This window comes from Methylophaga sp. UBA678 (genome assembly GCF_002299105.1).
Classification (GTDB): domain Bacteria; phylum Pseudomonadota; class Gammaproteobacteria; order Nitrosococcales; family Methylophagaceae; genus Methylophaga; species Methylophaga marina.
Map to the genome: position 1 here is coordinate 15,176 of NZ_DBNG01000006.1, position 15,675 is coordinate 30,850.

13 protein-coding genes are annotated in these 15,675 nt (G+C 42.3%); 5 read left to right on the top strand and 8 right to left on the bottom strand.

Annotation, left to right across the window (positions count from 1 at the left end; all coding sequences use genetic code 11):
• Nucleotides 1-70 precede the first annotated feature (70 nt).
• The 3 genes from B3014_RS01980 to B3014_RS01990 form a co-directional block, all read right to left on the bottom strand.
• Entirely contained in the window at nt 71-2,155 is a 2,085-nt protein-coding gene (locus B3014_RS01980; protein WP_289244241.1) for an ATP-binding protein, read from the bottom strand.
• A 13-nt stretch (nt 2,156-2,168) separates the two neighbouring features.
• Complete coding sequence (locus B3014_RS01985) at nt 2,169-2,906, bottom strand: DUF5020 family protein (protein WP_289244242.1); 738 nt, start codon at nt 2,904-2,906, stop codon at nt 2,169-2,171.
• Between the two features lie 61 nt (nt 2,907-2,967).
• Nucleotides 2,968-3,333, bottom strand: a complete 366-nt coding sequence (locus B3014_RS01990; RefSeq protein ID WP_289244243.1) for a sirohydrochlorin chelatase — start codon at nt 3,331-3,333, stop codon at nt 2,968-2,970.
• A 121-nt stretch (nt 3,334-3,454) separates the two neighbouring features.
• Between B3014_RS01990 and B3014_RS01995 the strand changes: the two genes are divergently transcribed.
• Nucleotides 3,455-3,763 (top strand): hypothetical protein, encoded by a 309-nt coding sequence (locus B3014_RS01995; protein WP_289244244.1) that lies wholly within the window; start codon nt 3,455-3,457, stop codon nt 3,761-3,763.
• On the opposite strand, the gene B3014_RS02000 is transcribed toward B3014_RS01995, so the two are convergent.
• From B3014_RS02000 to B3014_RS02020, 5 genes are all read right to left on the bottom strand, one after another.
• Complete coding sequence (locus B3014_RS02000; protein WP_286304652.1) at nt 3,760-4,140, bottom strand: hypothetical protein; 381 nt, start codon at nt 4,138-4,140, stop codon at nt 3,760-3,762. The genes B3014_RS01995 and B3014_RS02000 overlap by 4 nt on opposite strands.
• Before the next feature lie 120 nt (nt 4,141-4,260).
• Complete coding sequence (ettA, locus tag B3014_RS02005; RefSeq protein ID WP_289244245.1) at nt 4,261-5,919, bottom strand: energy-dependent translational throttle protein EttA; 1,659 nt, start codon at nt 5,917-5,919, stop codon at nt 4,261-4,263.
• An 81-nt stretch (nt 5,920-6,000) separates the two neighbouring features.
• On the bottom strand, nt 6,001-7,407 hold the full coding sequence (dacB, locus tag B3014_RS02010) for a D-alanyl-D-alanine carboxypeptidase/D-alanyl-D-alanine endopeptidase (protein ID WP_289244246.1): 1,407 nt from the start codon (nt 7,405-7,407) through the stop codon (nt 6,001-6,003).
• 80 nt (nt 7,408-7,487) lie between these two features.
• Nucleotides 7,488-8,171, bottom strand: coding sequence for a response regulator (locus tag B3014_RS02015; protein ID WP_289244247.1), 684 nt, complete (start codon nt 8,169-8,171; stop codon nt 7,488-7,490).
• Between the two features lie 2 nt (nt 8,172-8,173).
• Nucleotides 8,174-9,658, bottom strand: a complete 1,485-nt coding sequence (locus B3014_RS02020; protein WP_289244248.1) for a DUF4118 domain-containing protein — start codon at nt 9,656-9,658, stop codon at nt 8,174-8,176.
• 173 nt (nt 9,659-9,831) lie between these two features.
• Here B3014_RS02020 and B3014_RS02025 point away from each other — a divergent pair, with 173 nt between their 5' ends.
• The 4 genes from B3014_RS02025 to B3014_RS02040 all read left to right on the top strand — a co-directional run bounded on the left by B3014_RS02025 (nt 9,832) and on the right by B3014_RS02040 (nt 15,639).
• Nucleotides 9,832-11,277: a TrkH family potassium uptake protein gene (locus B3014_RS02025; protein ID WP_289244249.1), complete on the top strand. Its 1,446-nt coding sequence runs from the start codon at nt 9,832-9,834 to the stop codon at nt 11,275-11,277.
• Between the two features lie 19 nt (nt 11,278-11,296).
• Complete coding sequence (gene trkA, locus B3014_RS02030; RefSeq protein ID WP_289244250.1) at nt 11,297-12,673, top strand: Trk system potassium transporter TrkA; 1,377 nt, start codon at nt 11,297-11,299, stop codon at nt 12,671-12,673.
• Between the two features lie 402 nt (nt 12,674-13,075).
• Nucleotides 13,076-13,414, top strand: coding sequence for a hypothetical protein (locus B3014_RS02035; protein WP_286304645.1), 339 nt, complete (start codon nt 13,076-13,078; stop codon nt 13,412-13,414).
• Complete coding sequence (locus B3014_RS02040; RefSeq protein WP_289244251.1) at nt 13,411-15,639, top strand: EAL domain-containing protein; 2,229 nt, start codon at nt 13,411-13,413, stop codon at nt 15,637-15,639. Before B3014_RS02035 ends, B3014_RS02040 begins: the two co-directional genes overlap by 4 nt.
• Nucleotides 15,640-15,675: the final 36 nt, after the last annotated feature.

A 15,675-nucleotide genomic window follows, 5' to 3' on the forward strand; every position in this document is an offset into this window, starting at 1 on the left:
TATTGTTGTGTTAAATGATGGTTATATTATTTTTTAATTATTGTTTAACTTAAATGTAACATTGTTCGCTTTATTCTGTATCGGCTAGAGCAAAATACCGCTCAAATACACGCTCTATATCTTCTACACTGACCGGTTTAAGAAGATAATCATTCATGCCCGAGTCAATGGCTTCTTGCTTATCTGTCGTTGAAGCATTAGCTGTTAGTGCCACAATCCAGGGATTATTATTGTTGAAGTGTTTTCTGATGCGTTTGGTCGCTTCAACACCATCACAATCCGGCATCTGCCAATCCATAAAGATGAGATCGTAGTGATGTTCATTTTGCAGATGAATGGCTTCAATCCCGTTTTCTGCTAATGCGGCATCCCCACCCAGTTTTTTGATAATCATTTGCATCATAAAGCGGTTCATTTCAAGATCGTCAACGACAAGAATAGATAGCTGAGAAATTTTGTTTTCAATAGCAAGATGGGGCGTTTCACTCACTGTCTGGTTTTTTTCTACCAACGATAGGGGTAAATCGAGCGTGAAAGAGGAGCCTTTATTGATGCTGCTTTGCACATGAATATCACCGTTCATCAACACGGCTAGACTTTTAGATATAGCCAGTCCTAAGCCTGTTCCGCCATATTTACGGTTTGTCGTCTGGTCCAGTTGATTGAAGTGTTCAAATAACCCTGTCATCTGTTTAGCACTCATCCCTACGCCAGTATCCGTGACTTTTATGATTAACCGTTGCTGTCCAAAATTTTCAATAGCATCGATATCGACTTTAATACTTCCTGATTGAGTAAACTTGACAGCATTGTTGAGCAAATTAAGCACAATCTGTTTCAGACGGATCTCATCGGTCATGATGAGTTGTTCCATAAGAACCGGTGCGATATTCACCGTAATAGGTAAATCTTTTTGCTCGGCCAGTGGGGTAGTAATACGTACACAATCCTCAATAGTGCTGGCTAGATTAACGGCTTGATAGTCAAGCTCTAACTTCCCGGCTGATATTTTTGAAAAGTCCAGTATGTCGCCAATGATAGAGGAGAGTTGTTTGGAGCTGATTGATAATGATTCAACCAGTTGACGTTGTTCTGTATCTAACGCTGTTTTATTTAACAAACTCGTCAAACCGATAACACCATTTAACGGTGAACGAAGCTCATGACTTACCATGGCTAAAAAAGCATCTTTAGCTGTTTCACGTTGTTTGGCGGAGCGATTTCTTTGACGCATGTATACCGCCACAAGTAAGGTAATCGTCAATAGCGTGCCAAGTGCAGCAAAGTTAAGCACTCTAGCAATGGGGTAAGTGCTGGTATTTTTGACTGCAAGCAGCCAACTACCGGAACGAAAATGGATAGGCGATATATGATCGGGCTTATCAAAAATAGCCGCTTGTCCCCAGAATACTTCGCCATCTTCACCCAAGCCATGCCTGCCTTTTAGCGCCAATTCAAAGCCATTCATGTCTGAGTCGAGTAAGCCCGCTTCATTGAGTAAGCTTTCCGTTGTAAAAAGAATCGTTGCCAAGCCCCAAAAGTCATTCCTTGGTTTAAGGCTTTTGTCAGCTAACAGGTGATGATCAATAAGCCTATCGGATGATGAGTTTGGCGATAATTCGCTAAAGATGGCCTTGCGGGCGATGATAGCGCTACCGCCTTGAATCAGGTTTATTGGTCCGGTTATGACTTGTTCGTATAAATAAATAGCACTGATGATCTGCTCTCTCCGAGCATCATCTTTAAATAAATCATAGCCTAATGCTTTTTTGTTATTTTCAGGCCCAGTTAAATAACGAATAACACCTTGTGGTGCCAGTTGTAGGCTCAAAAAACCATCTACGGATTGGTGAAGCTGATTGGCAAAACGATCGAAGCGCTTTTGGAATTGTTGCTCATCTTCTTTCACTTGCAGATTATAGTGTGCATTTTCAATCACAAATGCGTTTAAGGATTCCAGGCTCGATAAACGTTCTGATAATGTACTTTGTAATGATGATGCGTGTTTTGCGATAAAGGCACTGGCGATTTGTTCTCTTTGTACATCAATTTCATGCATTTCTTGCAGCATTAAATACGCAGTGGCCATGCTGCCTATCAAAAAAATTAATAGGTAACTGCGATAGACGTATATCCAAGCATAAAGTTGTTTCATTTTCTGCCTTAGCCTAGAAGGGAAGTAAAAGCATAACTTGTGGAACAGACTCAATCACACCATCCAGTCCGAATTTATTGTACCAGTACGAATACTCGATACCTGCATAGAATTGTTTGTCATGTTGCCAGTAATGACCGACATCAATGAGTAGTTGAGGTTGAGCCAACAGACTGGCATGCCCGCCTGTCGCTTCAGCACTTTGCCAGTCAATAAAGCCTTTAAATAAAAAGCGATGTTGAGCAATATCAAAAGTCATTCCCCAAATTGGAGAAACTTGTATGCCAGTGGTTTCAAGATGATCAGCCTTAAAAGCCATAACATCTAATTTGAGATAATCAAATACAGATGTTTTAAACTTGACACCGGCACCCAGTAGATAAGCCTTGAACGGGACTGATTTGGGTAAATTACCTGCATTGATACCAGCAACAATAGAGATATCATCCAATAGAGTGAAAGGGAGTGGCCGTGCTGTTAAGGCCTTCCAGGTAAGACGGGGATAAAACTCTGCATAGAATTCAGTACTTGTATCAGAACGATTAAAGACATTGGTGAAAAAATAACTCTCTCCGAACTGCCACGATGACGCATGTTCAATTGTTATTGACTCTCTTGATGAGGGGCCCAGTTCATATTGATTGCCATATAAAAACTGAATATTGCTGGCACGCCACTTAGGTCTGTCTTCGGCGAATGATATCGATGATGATAATAAAAAAACGATCAAGTACAAATAGCGGTGTGACATGTGCGTCTCGAGTCAATTATTAAACTGTTTATCGACTCGATGCAGACTTTATTGAACCTAGTTATGAGCCTGATGCCGTTTGTAATATCAGATCAAGCATGATAGGAGAGGAGCCTACGTGAGGTGTGACCTCAATAATGATGTCTGGGTGCGCCGCTTTGACATCTGCAATGATCTCTGGAATGTCTTCCGTGACATGTTTGCCCGAGTTTAGAAAATAAGGTGAAACAACAATCTGTTTAGCGCCTGATTTTACACAGTGTTCTATACCCTCAGGGATAAGGGGATAAGCCAACTCCAAAAAAGCAGATTCGACCATATCAAAGTCATGTTGTCCGTGTTCTCTTATTTGTGTAGCAATCTTTTTCACTTCATCATTTGATGCTTGTCGACGGCTGCCATGAGCAATAATGAGTAACGCTTTCATGCTTTTCCTTCTTTATTATTTAGGCCGTTATTATCGGGTATCTGACTAAAAATTTGTGTGAAGAAATTAAATCATTTCTTTTTAGTCTCAATGAGGGTGATAAGTCACTTAATGTGAGGATATGATGAAATTGAACGTCGCGCTGATGTTACTAGCTGTATGGTTTGCCCCCCTGGTCATGGCTGAAGATGAAGCTCATAAAGAGTGTCTGCAAATTTCAAGTTTAACCGGAGACTATTTCGCTCAACGATTAGAGGGTAAAACGAAAGCAGAGATGCAACAGGCAACGCCCTCCGAGTTTAAGCATACGGCGTTTTTGAGAAAGATTGAACTGGCGATAAACCTAGCTTTTACTTTCCCTGAATCGCAGTCAGAAGAGCAGATTGAGAAAGCCGTTTATGAAAACTGTCTGGAACACCGGAATAATTAATAGTACATCTCATATGAACGATGCTTTTCACATCGCGTGACCAGCGTTCTACCCAAACGGAATTGTGAGCCTTCGTCACCGCAAATCATGCAGCATTTAGTTGACCGCATTTGCGCTTGTTTGATGATGTGATTGATATCACGAGTGCCATTGATGACATCACATAGAATTTTGCCTTGATGTTCCTCGATGAAGACTATTCTTGGTAGAAACATGCGTTGCCGGTGTTTTTTATTGATCTCTTGAGCCACATCCTCGATAGCGGCACAGAGATTAAAAACCAGTTCGAACCAGCCTGATGGCACATTGATTTCATGTTGACGACCCAGAGTAATTGGGCAACGAAGTTTTAAGCGGGCTTTTTGTGCGTTTTTCATGGTTGATCTATCACAACATATTACTCATCGACACATAGACACGCGAAAGATGAAAAAAGATTCAGCGTTGACTGGTACAAAGAAAGATTGGCTGCCTGTGTGAACAGGCAGCCTGATGAATTAACCAATACGACGGTATTTGATACGTTCAGGTTGATGGTCTTTGCCAAAACGTTTCGCATAATCCTCAGCATACTCACTATAGTTCCCCTCAAAGAAGACAACCGAAGAGTCACCCTCATAGGCAATGATGTGTGTACATATTCTGTCAAGGAACCAACGATCATGCGATATCACGACGGCAGAACCAGGGAATGCAAGAATGGCTTCTTCTAGGGCACGAAGTGTTTCTACATCAAGATCATTGGTGGGCTCGTCAAGCAATAACACATTACCGCCAGACTTAAGCAGTTTTGCCATATGCAGACGGTTACGTTCACCACCCGATAAATCTTTAACAAACTTCTGCTGATCTGAGCCTTTGAAGTTGAAACGGCCGCAGTAAGCGCGAGAGGGGGTTTGATAATTTCCGACGGTAATCACATCAGCACCATCAGAAATCTCTTCAAACACGGTTTTTTTACCATCCAGCTCACGTGACTGATTCACATACGCTAACTCAACGGTACTGCCAATTTCGATTTCCCCGGAGTCCGGTTGTTCTTCACCAGAAATCATGCGGAAGAGGGTCGATTTACCCGCCCCGTTAGGACCGATAATACCGACAATGGCACCTGCTGGAATCGATAAGCTCAGGTTTTCAAAGAGCAGCTTCTCACCGTAAGATTTTGTCACGTTGTTGAGTTCAATGACTTTATCACCCAGGCGTGGACCGGGTGGAATATAAATTTCCTGTGTTTCATTGCGTTTCTGGAATTCACGTGAATTCATTTCTTCAAATGATTTCAGACGGGCTTTTGATTTAGTCTGACGACCTTTTGCCCCTTGTTTGACCCATTCCAGTTCTGCCTTAATGGCTTTTTGGTGAGACGCTTCTTCTTTAGCTTCTTGTTGCAAGCGCTGGTCTTTTTGCTCCAACCATGAAGAGTAGTTGCCTTCATATGGAATGCCACGACCACGGTCAAGCTCCAAAATCCAGCCTGCTGCATTATCCAGGAAGTAGCGATCATGGGTGATGGCGACCACGGTGCCAGGGTATTCCTGTAAGAACCGCTCAATCCAGGCAATGGATTCCGCATCTAAATGGTTGGTTGGCTCATCAAGAAGCAGCATATCAGGATGGTCGAGCAATAAGCGGCATAAAGCAACACGACGACGTTCACCACCGGATAAGACCGAAACAGGCGTATCCCATGGTGGGAGACGTAAGGCGTCAGCTGCACGTTCCAAAGCATTTTCAAGATTATGTCCATCTTTTGCCTGAATCAGATTTTCTAATTCAGCCTGTTTCTTGGCTAAGGCATCAAAGTCGGCATCAGGATCGGCATAGGCGGCATAAATAGCATCAAGTTCATCGAGCGCACTTTTCACATCGGAGACAGCTTCCTCAACCACTTCGCGCACGGTTTTGCTGTCATCCAGTTCGGGTTCCTGAGGTAAGTAACCGATATTCAAGTCAGGCATTGGACGTGCTTCACCAATGTAATCTTGATCGATGCCCGCCATAATACGAAGCAGACTTGATTTACCTGAACCGTTCAGGCCAAGCACCCCGATTTTTGCGCCAGGGAAAAAGGATAAAGAAATATCTTTAAGTATTTCTCGTTTTGGCGGAACAATTTTGCCCACCCGATTCATACTATATACGTACTGAGCCATGGTTAATCTTCCAAGAATTTGACGTGATAAGAAGCCGAAAATTCTACCTATTTCGACCTTAAATTGCGAGAGGCGTCACGGTTAGAAACGTTGATAAATCGACTCATACAACGACTTTTCAAATTTCATCACGGGCCAGCGTGACTGTTTTTCATCCGCAGGGTGAAAATTAGTGACGATTTGAACGAATAGCAAGTCCCGGTTACTTTTTGTGCGAATCTTACCCGCTAAATTATATGTACCATAGAGCGTACCGGTCTTGGCTTGTATTTGGCCTTTTAAGGGCGGTTTATTCACACTGCTTCTGAAAGCCAGTGTGCCACTCTCACCTGAGACTGGGAGATCACTAATTAGTCCAAGTTCAGGATGTTTGAATATATAAGACACCACTTGTATCAGTTGTGAAGCTGACAACCTGTTATTTCTGGACAGACCAGAACCATCCACTAACATGGCATGGCTGAGATCAATATTCGCCTGTTGTTTGAGTATGTGCTGCAGTGCCGCAATACCATTTTCGTAGCTACCAGATTGTTTATAAAACTGATGACCAATCGTTTTTAAGATATTGTCAGCAATAAGATTATCTGATCGCTTGAGCATTTGTCTGACAAGTGAATCAAGCGGTGCTGATTGATGTTCCGTGATGACGGCGCCATTTTTGTTGTCATCGCGGATGATTTTTCCTTTTAACTGAATACCGGCTTTATTTAACGCTTCTTCAATAGAAGATTTGGCATAGGCTGTGGTGTTTTGCAAAGCAAACTTCAACTTCACAGGTAGTGATGCTTCATTGATACAGCCACCGATTTGATAGTGATTCTGTTCATCAGCGAGTAATTTCATCTGACAGTAATCATCATCACTCACGTTTGTTTTGATGATTTGTAGCGATGAGGTATCGATATTGATGGGCTTTTTGGCTGACAGTAATACTCTTGCTTTGCTTGCGCCAGGTTTGACATATAAATTGCCCATGGCACAGTTTTTATCAATGGAAATACTGCTGGAAGGGGCGCTATAACATACACCAAGATTATCCCAGGGAAGCCCGATGGCCCGTTCGTAATCATCAAAAGCGGCACCATTAATATAAAGATTACCTTTGATAATCGACTGATTTGCTCGCAGGGTTTTAAATAATCCATCCAGGTCATCTGAGCTAAAGTTAGGATCGCCACTGAAGCGTATGATGACATCCTCTTTATTCCGCTCAAGTCGTGTTACAAAACGAAAGTCATCTTTCAGATAGAGTTTTGCGGCGAGGGCAGTGACTAACTTTTGTAAACTCGCTGGGGGCTGTAACTGATCTTCACGCTGAGCAATCAGGGTTTTACCGGTTTTCATATCAATTAATTGGAAAGCGACGTCCGTTGCCTTAGGTGTGTTCTTATTTGCTAAACCATCCACGGTTAAAGTTGTCGCCTGTATACTCATGCTGCTAAGCATAAAAAGCAGAAAAATGATGTTGACTAAATGGGTAAGCATGCTTGTTTCCTGATAAGAACGCTGAGTCACTAGGGTGTTGATGCTATTGGTATTGAAGCAGACCTTCAATACATAAGGCATTAAAATTTGAAACGGTAACCAACACCCTGAACGGTAATGATAAATTTAGGCTGCATAGGGTCGTCATTCAACTTCTGCCGAAGATGCCCCACTAAAATCCGCAAATAATGGGTTTCGGTCATAAAATGTTCTCCCCAAATTTGCTTGAGTAATTGTTGATGCGTCAGTATTCGCCCTGGTGTCGCTATCAGCTCATACAATAGGGCAAACTCTTTGCGTGATAGATGAATACTGTGGTCATCCAACCAGACTTCTCGAGTTTGCGTGTTCACTGCTAAATTATCAACATGGATAATCGCATGGGGGCTTGGCTGATTATCATGAATCCGTATCAATGCCCGTACTCTGGCCATGAGCTCACTGATACCAAAAGGTTTGGTCACATAATCGTTGGCACCTGAATCAAGTGCCCGTACTTTTTCATCTTCACTCGCTCTTACAGACAACACAATTATCGGAGCTTGAGTTTGTTTTCTCAATATCCGGATAACATCCTGACCATCTCTATCGGGTAGTCCCAGATCAAGGATAATGAGATCACAATGCTGCGACTCAGAGAAGGCAATCGCTTCTTTAGCAGTAACCGCCAAAGAAACATCATAGGTTTGGGCCTCTAGACTGATTCGTAAAAACTGCCTGATCTGTGGTTCATCTTCGATAATCAGAATTTTTTTTGATGACATGCTCATTCTTGAGGTCCGTACACAACAGGATGTTTCGGTAAGGTGATATGCATGATGGTGCCACCAGATGAATTATCTATTACCTCAATATTGCCACCATGAGCAGCAATCATACCTTTCGAAATCGCCAGACCAAGTCCTGTGCCTGTTTTGGTTTCAGAATCACCATGCGTCACGCTATAAAACATATCGAATATTTTTACTTTTTCATGATCAGCAATGCCCGGTCCATTATCACTAATATCAATGTCGAGACAGGTTGTGGTGAGCTTAACGGAAATATCAATATCACCGTCTGCTGGTGTCACTCTGGCAGCATTATCAATGATGTTGACAAGTGCTTGTTCTATTAATAAACCATGTACCCATATGATGGGAATATTATCTTGCACTGAGATATTCAAATGGCATGAATCTAATGCATCACGTAGTCGGTATAGCGCGCTCGCAATGATATCTCGGATATCAACCCAATCTCTATTCAGCGTGACTTTGCCCTGACCAAAACGTGTCATATCTAATAAATTCTGAATATGACGATCCAGACGCTGTGATTCATCCAGGACGGTGAGAAGCAGCTGTTGTTGATCATCAGCTGACAGTTTTTCCTGATACTCAAGCAGACTCGATGCCGAACCAATAATAGATGAAAGTGGTGTCCGTAAGTCATGTGATACAGAAGACAATAGTGCAGAGCGTAACTGTTCTGTTTCTGAAAGCCGCCTGCTTGTTTCCAGATCTTCAGCAAGCAGAATGCGTTGAAGCGCCAATGCTGCGAGATTCGAAAAAGTCTGCAGCGCCGCTGACTGCACCTCAGTTAAAGGCGATGGCACGTAGATAAGTGCCCGTGTTTTATTCTCTGTCCTAAGGGCAATAACTTCCCCATCTATTAGTTCGCTATTTTCTGGGTTCTCCCAGATTGTTTCAAATAGGCTGATGGAGTGAGATGGGGGTGTGGATGGCGTAAAAACGAGTTCTTGCTGGTTTTTTTCAATCAGGTAGAACGACGAGGATAACGTGTGTTGAAAAGCCTGCTGCAGCGTGTCTAATACAAGGCCTGTATTCATAGCTGATGTCATTTTCTGGCTGAATGAAAAAAAGCGATGCTGCCTCTCTAGTGCCTGTTTCGATTCAGCAATGGCCAGCCGCATTTTTGATGCTAAATTTCCGGTTATCAAGCTGACAAAGATAAATAACACTAAGGTCGCCACATCATGACGATGGGTGATATCCAGTGTGTAATAAGGCTCAGTAAAAAAGAAGTTAAAGATCGTAAAACTTAAAGCGCTGGCATAAATGGCGGGACCAAGCGCCGTTTTGGCGGATATAAATACAATCCCAGCCATAAACAGCATTAACAGGCTGGTGTGAAGAAATAGGGGAGTCAGCAACGCAGTGACAAGACTGATACCAGTCATGATGAGCGTCGCCAGTAAATACCCTTTTAAGGGAGAGATGGCCTTAGTCAATGTTAGCAGAGGCGTCATTTTTGCTCATGGATTTTTATATTATTTTTACAATCTTGTTATATCAGCGCGGCATAATTCCGTTAAGTTTTTTCAATTATGACAGGTAAAACGATTTGTTAACGGTATTTAGTTATTTATCACATTCTGTTTTTCGTCTGTGACACCCTCACAACAATAAGGATAATCGAGACATGCATTGGCGAGCGATACTGAGGTTATTTGGCATATTGTTGATGTTTTACAGTCTGAACTTTGTGCCTTCTATTCTTGTTTCGCTTTTTTATCAGGATGGTGAACTGAATGTCTTCTTGCTATCCATGTTATCTGTCATCGTTATCGGACTGGTGTTGTGGCAGCTGAACCGAAATCAGCGACAAGAGCTTTCGGTTCGGGATGGTTTTCTCGTGGTGACGCTGTTTTGGATTCTATTAGGATTGGTCGGTGCCTTACCGTTTCTTTTTGGTTTGCATCTGGATTTGACCGATGCCGTATTTGAATCAATATCCGGCTTTACCACAACCGGCGCAACGGTTATTACTGGCCTGGATCAATTACCCCAGTCAATTTTGTATCACAGACAGCAAATACAATGGCTTGGTGGTATGGGGATTATTGTACTTGCTGTAGCGATTATGCCGTTACTCGGTGTCGGTGGCATGCAGCTTTATCGAGCTGAAACATCTGGGGTTGCAAAGGATGAAAAACTCACCCCCAGAATTGCTGAAACAGCACGTTCTTTATGGATTATTTACCTGATACTGACAAGCCTGTGTGGTATTGCTTATTACTTTGCTGGCATGACGGCTTTTGATGCGGTTGGACACGCTTTTACGACGGTAGCAACAGGTGGTTTTTCAACCCATGATGACAGTCTCGGTTTTTATAACAGCCCACTTATTGAACTCATCGCGATTGTATTTATGCTGGCAGGTGGTGTTAACTTTGCTGTTCATTTCATTGTTTTCAGAAAAAAATTACTGTCTCCTTATGCTAAAGATCCTGAAGTCAGAACCTATGGTTTAGTGTTTTTATTTGCCAGCTTATTTGTTGCAGCAAGTCTTTACCTGTCAAATGCTTATGGCTCTGTTGCAGAGTCTCTGCGTTATGCGGTTTTCCAGGTTGCCTCGGTACTGACCAGTACCGGATTTGGCACTGCTACCTTTGCCAGCTGGCCATTGCATATTCCATTGATTATGGTGATTTTGTCATTTACTGGTGGCTGTGCCGGTTCGACAGCGGGGGGCGTAAAAGTGATGCGGGTAATGTTATTAGCCAAACTGGGCTTAAGACAGTTATTCCATCTCGCCCACCCCCGCGCCGTTGTCGTTGTCAAACAAGGTGAAAGAGCCGTCTCAGAAGAAGTGTTGTATTCAGTCTGGGGCTTTTATGTGTTGTATATCGTCACATCGCTATTCCTGACCGTCGCGATGATGGCGGCAGGATTAGACCTGGAAAGTGCATTTGGGGCCGTGGTCGCTACCATTAATCTACTGGGGCCAGGTTTAGGTGAGGTGGCGGTTAATTTTGTCAGCGTGAATGATGTAGTGAAATGGTTAGGTGTGTTTGGCATGTTAGCCGGAAGATTAGAAATATTCACACTATTAATATTGTTGATTCCCGCTTATTGGCGTCATTGATAGCTGTTGAGGAAAGCCGATGAAAATTATCATTTTAGGGGCAGGTCAGGTAGGTGGTTCGACTGCTGAGAGTTTGGTCAACGAGGGAAATGATGTCACCGTCGTCGACACAGACAGTTACTTACTGGAACGCATTCAGGATCGATTAGATATTCGTGCTGTGAATGGTCATGCATCCTCGCCTGAGACGTTGATCGCGGCGGGTATTGAGGATGCCGATATGCTGATTGCGGTGACACAAAATGATGAAGTCAATATGGTCGCGTGTCAGGTCGCCAATGCCTTATTCAAAACACCTAAAAAGCTGGCAAGAATAAGAGCTTCGGATTATGTTGAGTATCCCGCCTTATTCTCACCTGACGCCTTTGCAACCGATGTCATTATAAGTCCAGAACAACTGGTTACGGCTTATATACAACGACTAATTGAACAGCCTGAAGTGTTACAGGTTGTTGAATTTTTTGATGGCATGGCCCAACTTGTGGCGGTGGAAGTCAGTGAACAAAGCCCCATGGCTGGCAAGCCTATCAGTAAATTACTCGACATCCTTCCCGATATCAAAATGCGTGTCGCGGCGATATTCAGAGATAATCAAGCCATTCAAGCAACAGGCAGAGAGGCTTTGCAACCCGGTGATGAAATTTTCTTTTTAGCACTCACTCAGCATATTTCGAAACTGGTCAAAGTATTTCGTCATGCCTATAAAACGTATGAACGCATACTCATTGCCGGCGGCGGTAATATAGGGCGTCAACTGGCCAAACGGATAGAGACCAACCATAAGGTCAAAATTATTGAAATGGACCCAAAACGTGCTCGCTTTATTGCCGAGGGCTTGAAGAAGTCCGTTGTTCTGCATGGCGATGCGGGTGACGCTAACCTATTGCAGGAAGAGAATATCAGCAAAACAGATGTGTTCTGTGCTGTGACGAATGATGATGAAGTGAATATTCTTTCTTCTATGCTTGCCAAGCGAATGGGCGCAAGAAAAGTCATCTCGATAATTGGTAAAGCCAGCCATGTGGAACTGGTCAGAGGCACCAGCATTGATTTAGCTATTTCGCCGGCTCAGATCACGATAGGCAGTTTGTTAACGCACATTCGTAAAGGGGATGTCGTGACCGTGCATTCACTTCGACAAGGGGCGGCTGAAGCCATCGAGGTGATAGCACATGGTGACTTGACGACATCGAAAGTCGTTGGCCGTCATATTGAGCAAATAAAATTGCCAGCAAGCGCCTCGGTTGCGGCGATTTTAAGAAATGAGCACGTTTTATTTTCAGATAAATCACTTGTGATTGAGCCTGACGACCATCTGATTATTTTTATCTCCAATCAACGTGACATTATGGCTGTGGAGAAGTTGTTTCAAGTCGATTTCAACTATCCGATGTGAGCAATTATTTTTTTATACCGATTAATTCACAGTTTTCGTTGTTTAGGAGTAATTCCTAATAAAGCGAGCCCATTCATACGGTAGACTCTTCTGAAAACTCAGGATTGCTAAGCGCGATGCAAAGCAATGCTGACGTCTGAATGACTCTGAACAAATTTTATATTGCGCTATCAAATTGTATGTATCTAGTGTCATGTGAATACAGTATTCATAATTCATATCAATCATTTAAATGTGTTTTTTTATTCTCATTTTAGAAGTTCGAAATGCTATGGATATTTAGGTTTTTACTATTATTTGCAATTAATAAAAAAATCTGTTTTTAATAGTTTAGCCCGATTAAACAGTCGGCCATCATTATTGCTTTTGTTAATAACGATACTAATAAAAATGAGGAAAAGGATGCCATTAGGTTCAGAGTCTGGTTCATATATCTCGGCCAGAATTAGTGAGTATAAAATGCCCCCACTGAGAGATATGCTGGTGATGGGGAAGGATGCACCGATCGGCTGTATTGCCATGAAAAGAGCGTTAGATCTTCTGGTAAAAACACCCTACGAACACATTGAAGTAGATGATGAAGTGATAGGCGATATTCTCATTCGTCAATCATTGTTAAGAAGAATCAGTAAGGAGCAGCTGATGGATTTTGTGTTAACCCATACGAAATCGCTATTAGGTTCAGACGAGGTTCTCCATATGGAGCTTGATATTGATGTGCACCTATCAAGAGTAAAATGAATACGTTATTTGTCAGGGATTGTGTACAGACTGATTTGGTTCAGTATGTACTTGATGAAGAACGACCTCGGAAAATTGATAAAAACACGATTTTTGCTGTTTTTAATGACAATCCCAAAGACGGCAAATTTTGTGGTTTAGTCACATTACAAGAAGTCTCTAAACACCCTAACTGGATATTTGCCGATCTCTGTAAATCCAGCTCGCCTATTTTTGTTACCCCCGAAACACCTATAGAACAAAGTCTGGCTATGCTGGATATCAATGGGCAGGAATTATTGCCCGTACTCGATCAGGAACGCTTTGCCGGGGTTATCACACGCACAGCGATTTTTGAACGTATCGCCAGTCGTAAACAACATCTTCTCACACAGTCTCATACGTCACTTGAACAAATTGAGCAAGAACATCAACAACTCCTTTCCTGGTCTAAACGATTGGAAGAGCTGCATGATCGTTCTCGAGACTTATTAGCTTGTCTTGCAACAATTTCGGCAGAGCCAGAAGCAAAATATCAAGGCATCAACGCGCTAGCAAAGTTAGTGCAATGCCATTCCGCATCCGTACAGCTGATTGATAAGCATTATTCCATCACGGATTCAGTCGGTATTGGTTTCACAGATGAACAATTGTCGATACTTCATCACTGTTTAACGTTACACAAAAACACACTCCCAGAAACACCTCAGTTACTGAATGATTTATGCCTTGAATGCAAAGAAGGATCTCATAGCCTATCTTCGGTATTAATGGTGCCCATACGACGTGATGCACATACTTTTGGATATATTCTGCTAAGTGAAAAATTGTCAGGTCAGCAATTTGATAAAAATGATGAACTGTTTGCTTTAAGTTTTGCTCACACTCTGTCGCTTGCGTTGGATAACGCACAAAAACTGAAACAGGTAGAAAAAGTTAGACATGACTTGGATTATTTAGCCCATTTTGATGCCTTAACCGGCTTACCTAATCGTGCATTACTCACAGATAGACTCCAGCAGGCAGTTAAGCTTGCAGCTCAAAAAAAGGTGTCACAAGCATTACTGTTTATCGATCTCGATGATTTTAAACGCGTTAATGATTCACTCGGTCATATGGTGGGTGATGCACTTCTCGCTGAGGTGGCGAAACGACTTCCTGAGAGTCTCAGTAAAAACGATACTTTGACACGTTTTGCTGGTGATGAATTTGTCGTATTGATGACCTATATCAACGAACCTGTTGATGCAGCTAATATTGCTGAAAAGATCATCAGTAGTTTTCACCAGCCATTTGTGATCGATGAGCATGAAGTCTTTGTTTCTATCAGTATTGGCATCGCTTTCTTCAATGAAGGGATAGACAGCGTCGACCAAGCCTTGTCCGACGCGGATAATGCCTTACGCCATGCAAAGGCATTGGGTAAAAACCAGTATCATTTCTTCAGTGATGAAATGAATAATTCAGTACAAAATCATTTTGAGCTGGAAAACCGACTTCGACGTGCGATTGCTGACAATGAATTGCAGTTATATTATCAGCCCAAGATTGATATTGTGAATGGCGACACAGTGGGATTTGAAGCATTGCTGCGCTGGCATAATGCTGAGCATGGCGATATTTCACCTTCCATTTTTATTCCTATCGCTGAAAAAAGTGGTCTCATTGTTTCGATTGGCGAGTGGGTCATTGACCAAGCTTGTAAACAAGCAAAACAATGGCTGGATTCCGGTTTTCCTGCGCATATTTCAGTCAACCTCTCCGCAAGGCAATTTCTACACACTGGCAAACCAAACAAGCTTTTTGAGCTAATTGAAGCAAGTTTGAATCGATATCAGCTCCCAGCTGAATACCTTGAAGTCGAAATCACAGAAAACCTGATGATGCATCATCTGAATGAAAGTTTTGCCATATTAGAAAAACTCAAAAATATTGGTGTAAAAATATTCATCGATGACTTCGGAACGGGATACTCATCACTAAGCTATATCAAAAAATTTCCGATACATGCTTTAAAAATAGATAAATCCTTTATTGACGATTTGGTCAATGATGAGAACGATGCCGCCATAGTGACAGCCATCATTGCAATGGCTAAACAATTAAAGCTGGAAGTCGTCGTAGAAGGGGTAGAAACAGAAGAACAACTTGCCTTTTTCAGAGATAACGACTATGCGGTGACTGTGCAGGGCTACTATTTTTGTGCGCCGCTTCCTGCTAATGAAATCCGTTATATCTACCAATAACTGAATCCATCGACTCATACCTTTCTTTGTTAATGT

Bases quoted from the DNA above. Each gene is read 5' to 3' on its own strand.
- B3014_RS02040 (WP_289244251.1), top strand. From the start codon at position 13,411: ATGAATACGTTATTTGTCAGGGATTGTGTACAGACTGATTTGGTTCAG.
- dacB (WP_289244246.1), bottom strand. From the start codon at position 7,407: ATGCTTACCCATTTAGTCAACATCATTTTTCTGCTTTTTATGCTTAGC.
- B3014_RS02015 (WP_289244247.1), bottom strand. From the start codon at position 8,171: ATGTCATCAAAAAAAATTCTGATTATCGAAGATGAACCACAGATCAGG.
- B3014_RS02020 (WP_289244248.1), bottom strand. From the start codon at position 9,658: ATGACGCCTCTGCTAACATTGACTAAGGCCATCTCTCCCTTAAAAGGG.
- B3014_RS02035 (WP_286304645.1), top strand. From the start codon at position 13,076: ATGCCATTAGGTTCAGAGTCTGGTTCATATATCTCGGCCAGAATTAGT.
- ettA (WP_289244245.1), bottom strand. From the start codon at position 5,919: ATGGCTCAGTACGTATATAGTATGAATCGGGTGGGCAAAATTGTTCCG.
- B3014_RS02000 (WP_286304652.1), bottom strand. From the start codon at position 4,140: ATGAAAAACGCACAAAAAGCCCGCTTAAAACTTCGTTGCCCAATTACT.
- B3014_RS01980 (WP_289244241.1), bottom strand. From the start codon at position 2,155: ATGAAACAACTTTATGCTTGGATATACGTCTATCGCAGTTACCTATTA.
- B3014_RS01985 (WP_289244242.1), bottom strand. From the start codon at position 2,906: ATGTCACACCGCTATTTGTACTTGATCGTTTTTTTATTATCATCATCG.
- trkA (WP_289244250.1), top strand. From the start codon at position 11,297: ATGAAAATTATCATTTTAGGGGCAGGTCAGGTAGGTGGTTCGACTGCT.
- B3014_RS01990 (WP_289244243.1), bottom strand. From the start codon at position 3,333: ATGAAAGCGTTACTCATTATTGCTCATGGCAGCCGTCGACAAGCATCA.
- B3014_RS01995 (WP_289244244.1), top strand. From the start codon at position 3,455: ATGATGAAATTGAACGTCGCGCTGATGTTACTAGCTGTATGGTTTGCC.
- B3014_RS02025 (WP_289244249.1), top strand. From the start codon at position 9,832: ATGCATTGGCGAGCGATACTGAGGTTATTTGGCATATTGTTGATGTTT.